This is a genomic window from Actinophytocola sp. (assembly GCF_045807065.1).
Classification (GTDB): domain Bacteria; phylum Actinomycetota; class Actinomycetes; order Mycobacteriales; family Pseudonocardiaceae; genus Actinophytocola.
Genome location: NZ_JBJMIE010000795.1, coordinates 1 through 4078, shown reverse-complemented (window position 1 = coordinate 4078; position 4078 = coordinate 1). Strand labels below are relative to the sequence as shown.

Annotated in this window: 3 protein-coding genes and 1 pseudogene; all 4 read right to left on the bottom strand. The window is 70.7% G+C overall.

Annotated elements, in window-relative coordinates:
- Positions 1 to 211: 211 nt before the first annotated feature.
- Positions 212 to 1603 carry an NAD(P)(+) transhydrogenase (Re/Si-specific) subunit beta gene (locus ACJ73U_RS46105; RefSeq protein WP_407784140.1) on the bottom strand — a complete coding sequence of 464 codons (1392 nt, stop codon included), beginning with the start codon at positions 1601 to 1603 and terminating at the stop codon, positions 212 to 214.
- A gap of 360 nt (positions 1604 to 1963) precedes the next feature.
- The gene (locus ACJ73U_RS46100) at positions 1964 to 2428 is read right to left on the bottom strand and encodes a CoA-binding protein (RefSeq protein WP_407784139.1); all 465 of its coding nucleotides are present in this window, start codon (positions 2426 to 2428) and stop codon (positions 1964 to 1966) included.
- Positions 2429 to 2505: 77 nt separating this feature from the next.
- Positions 2506 to 2646, bottom strand: a pseudogene (locus tag ACJ73U_RS46095) (wax ester/triacylglycerol synthase domain-containing protein); the annotation flags it as partial.
- Between the two features lie 169 nt (positions 2647 to 2815).
- Positions 2816 to 4078 (bottom strand): putative PEP-binding protein (locus tag ACJ73U_RS46090; protein WP_407784138.1); only part of this gene is annotated, 1263 nt, incomplete at its 5' end.

Sequence of the window (4078 nt, the reverse complement as noted above, 5' to 3'; positions counted from 1 at the left end):
GTGGCCGGGACCGACGGCGCCGTCAGTGGGGGCACGGTAGAGGCGGGGATCTCCACGCGGGGAGGCGATGGGCGATGACACGCAGATCACGTCTTCGTGGTCGCGATCGTGGTCGGTTTGGTGGCCACCGCGCTGCACTTCGTCGGGAACCGGTGACGCACAACTGTGGACGGATCAGCTGTTCGCTGGTCCGTCCACAATGTGTGGCGTCTCAGGTGACGAGTGTGCGGATGTTCGCGATCAGGTCGGTGAGCCCTTTCTTGGCGTCGGTGAAGAGCATGCCGGTCTTCGGGTTGGTGTACAGCTCGTTGTCGATGCCGGCGTAGCCGTGGCCCATCGACCGTTTGACGACCACGACGCTCTTGGCCTTGTCCACGTCGAGAATCGGCATGCCGGAGATGGCGTTGCCGGGGCGGCGGGCGGCCGGGTTGGTGACGTCGTTCGCGCCGATGACCAGCGCGACGTCCGCCTGGCCGAACTCGGGGTTGACCTCCTCCAGTTCCTTCAGCCGCGGGTAGGGCACGTTGGCCTCGGCGAGGAGCACGTCCATGTGGCCGGGCATGCGGCCGGCGACCGGGTGGATGGCGTAGCTGACGTCGATCTTGAGGTCCTCGAGCAACTGGCCGAGTCTGGCCAGCTCGTGTTGCGCCTGCGCGGCGGCGAGACCGTAGCCGGGCACCACGATCACCTTGCTGGCGTAGGCGAGCTGAACGGCGACGTCGTCCGCGGTGACGGCGCGGACGCTCACGTCGCCCGCGGGTCCGGCCGGCGCCGCGCTGTCACCGGTGCCGAAGCCGCCGACGATGATGTTCACGATGGACCGGTTCATGGCGTCGGCCATGAGTTTGGTGAGGATGCCACCGGACGCGCCGACCAGCGCCCCCGCGATGATGAGCGCCAGCTCACCGAGGACGAAGCCGGCCATGGCCACCGCCGTGCCCGTCAACGCGTTCAGCAGCGAGATGACCACCGGCATGTCCGCGCCGCCGATCGGCAGGACCATGGTCACCCCGAAGGCCAACGCGGCCACGACGAGCAGCGCGAGCGCGATCCCGCTGCCCGGGTCGACGACCAGCCAGGCCGCCGCGCCGGCGAACGCGAGTCCCAGCAGGACGTTCGCGGCTCTCACGGCGGGGAACACGATCGGCCGGCTCGGCACGACGCCCTGCAGCTTGCCCGCGGCGACGAGCGAACCGGAGAACGTGACCGCGCCGATGAGGATGTCGACCGCGCCCGGCACGCTGACCTCGGGATCGGTGAGGTGGCGCAGAAACTCGGTGATCGCGATCAGGGCCGCGGCACCGCCGCCGACGGCGTTGAACAAGCTCACCAGTTGGGGCATGGCGGTCATCCGCACGGTCCGCGCCAGGTGGAGCCCGATCGCGGAACCGAGGATACCGGCGGAGAACAACACGCCCCAGCCGGCGAGCGTGATGCTTCCCCGCTGTGCCAGCAGGATCGCGGTGGCGACCACCGCGGTGGCCATGGCGCAGGCGGAGAGCAGGTTGCCCCGCCGCGCGGTCGCCGGGGAGTTCATCAGGTGCAGGCCCAGCACGAAGCACGCGGCCGCACCGAGGAGGACGTACCGCAGGAGGGTTTCCATGGAGGTCAACCTCTCAGCTCGGGCCGGGCACCGTGTGCTGGTCCGGCTTGTGCTCCTTCATCGTTCGGCCTCCTCGACTAACGCTTGCCATGCCACCACCTTCGTGCCCGCGGACGCGGTCTGCGAGGGCTGTTGTTCCCTGCTCGACGTGACCAAAGGCCCGTCCGCCACATCCCACCGGCCCTGTCGGGCCCCCGCGGGGTGGCCGACGGTGGAGGCAGGGACGCCGGCAGGAGAAGGCCGTGGTCACCAGGAGTTCGCCGGTGCGGTTGTCCGCCCGGTTCGACGCAGAGCAGGAACTCCGTTGCCTGTCTCAGCCGCTGGACAGCCACACCCACCCGTCAACTTCACGGCCTTGGACTAGACCTTGCTTGGCGGCCGGCACATCCACCGCATCAGTCGGTGGCCAGGGTCCGAGGCCGGCGGAAACATGAGCGGGCAGCCGCCGTCGATGACCGTGGTGCCGTGTGCGCGGCCGTACTCGGTCGCGGCGGGTGAGACGCTGCCGGGGCCGAACGAGCGGTGCATCCACACGTACTTCACGCCCAGCTCGACGCACTCGCGCATGGTGTCCTCCGCGGCCTCCGGCCGGGTCGCGATCACCACCGCGGTCACCCCACCCGGGATGGACTTCAGGTCGTGGTAGCACTTCTCGCCGGCGATCTCGTCCGCGTTCGGGTTGACCGCGAACACCTCGTAGCCGCGTTCCCGGAGTCGCTGGTGCACGACGTTGCCGCCGTGCCCGGCCGGGTCGCGTGACACGCCGGTGATCGCGATCCGTTTGGTGGCAAGGAACTCCGCCGCGATTTCGGCGATCTTGCGCATGGCTCCTCCTCATCTCGACTGTTCGTGGTGGTCTCGCCGAGCGCGTCGCGGAGCAGTGTGCCGGTGCTCGGCCGTGGCTCGGGGTGGGACGGGGCGAACATCGCGGCGAGCAGGTGGGTGCCGGAGATGCCGTCCGCGAGGCAGTGGTGCACTGTGGACAGCACGGCCAAACGGCCGGCGCGACCGATGCCGCGGCGCCGCGGGCGGCGCCGAGCCACTTGTTGCCCCCAGGTTTACAGGTTGGTCGGCAGCAGCAGGAGGAGCTGCCGGACGTGCACCAGCCGCCGGTCGGCGTCGCGCCGGGTGGCCTCGCGGGCCGGCCCAGTGCGTCGCCTGCACTGCCGGGCAGGAGCCGTCCACCCCGACCACGATGTGCACCCCGTCCTCCTAACGGGTGTCGGTGGCGGTCTCGCCCACCGCGGCGCGGCCGGCCTCGAGGCGGGCCACGGGGACGCGGAACGGCGAGCAGGACACGTAGTCGAGACCGATGTCGTGGAAGAAGTGGATCGACGCCGGGTCGCCACCGTGCTCGCCGCACACACCGAGCTCGAGGTCGGGCCGGGTGACCCGACCCTCCCAGGCCGCGAACGCGACCAGCCGGCCGACACCGTCGCGGTCGATGGTCTCGAACGGCGACACGTCGAACACCCCCTTCTCCACATACACGGGGAAGAACGACCTTTCCACGTCGTCGCGGGAGAAGCCCCACGTCGTCTGCGTGAGGTCGTTCGTGCCGAAGGAGAAGAACCGCGCCGTCTCGGCGATGCGGCCGGCGGTGAGCGCCGCGCGGGGCAGCTCGATCATCGAGCCGATCTCGTACGGGATGTCCACCCCGGCCGCGACGGCCACCTCGGTGACGACCTCCCGGGCCCGCGCCGCCGTGATCGACAGCTCCCGCACGTCGCCGACGAGCGGGATCATGATCTCCATCCGCGGGTCGCCATAGGCGAGGATCCGGGCCGCCGCGGCCTCGGCGATCGCCCGCACCTGCAGGTCGTACAGGCCCGGGATCACCAGTCCGAGCCGAACGCCCCGCGTACCGAGCATCGGGTTCTCCTCGTGCAGGCGGTCGACCGCGCGCAGCAGTTCCTCCGCGACCCCGTCGGGCCGGCCGAGTGCTTTCGCGACGGCGACCCGGGCGGTCAGCTCGGTGCGGTCGGGCAGGAACTCGTGCAGGGGCGGGTCGAGCAGGCGAATGGTGACCGGCAGGCCGTCCATCTCCTCGAGGATCTTGGTGAAGTCGGCGCGCTGCAACGGAAGCAGGGCGGCCAGCGCGTCCTCGCGGTCGGCTTCGGTGTCGGCCAGGACCAGCCGCTCGACGAGCACCCGCCGGTCGCCGAGGAACATGTGCTCGGTACGGACGAGCCCGATGCCGCTGGCGCCGAGCAGGCGGGCCCGGTGCGCGTCGGTCGGGGTGTCGGCGTTGGCGCGCACCTCCAGCCGGGCGCTGCGGTCGGCGTGGGTGATGATCCGGTCCACGGCCCGCAGGAGGTCGTCGCGCTCGGGTGGGCGACGGCCCTCGAAGTAGTCCACGACCGGGGACGGCACGACGTCCAACTCGCCGACGTAGACCTTCCCGGCGGTGCCGTCGACCGAGATGATGTCCCCTTCGGCGACGACCGTGCCGTCCGCGGTGGTGAGCCGGCGAGC

Bases quoted from the DNA above. Each gene is read 5' to 3' on its own strand.
- ACJ73U_RS46105 (WP_407784140.1), bottom strand. From the start codon at position 1,603: ATGGAAACCCTCCTGCGGTACGTCCTCCTCGGTGCGGCCGCGTGCTTC.
- ACJ73U_RS46100 (WP_407784139.1), bottom strand. From the start codon at position 2,428: ATGCGCAAGATCGCCGAAATCGCGGCGGAGTTCCTTGCCACCAAACGG.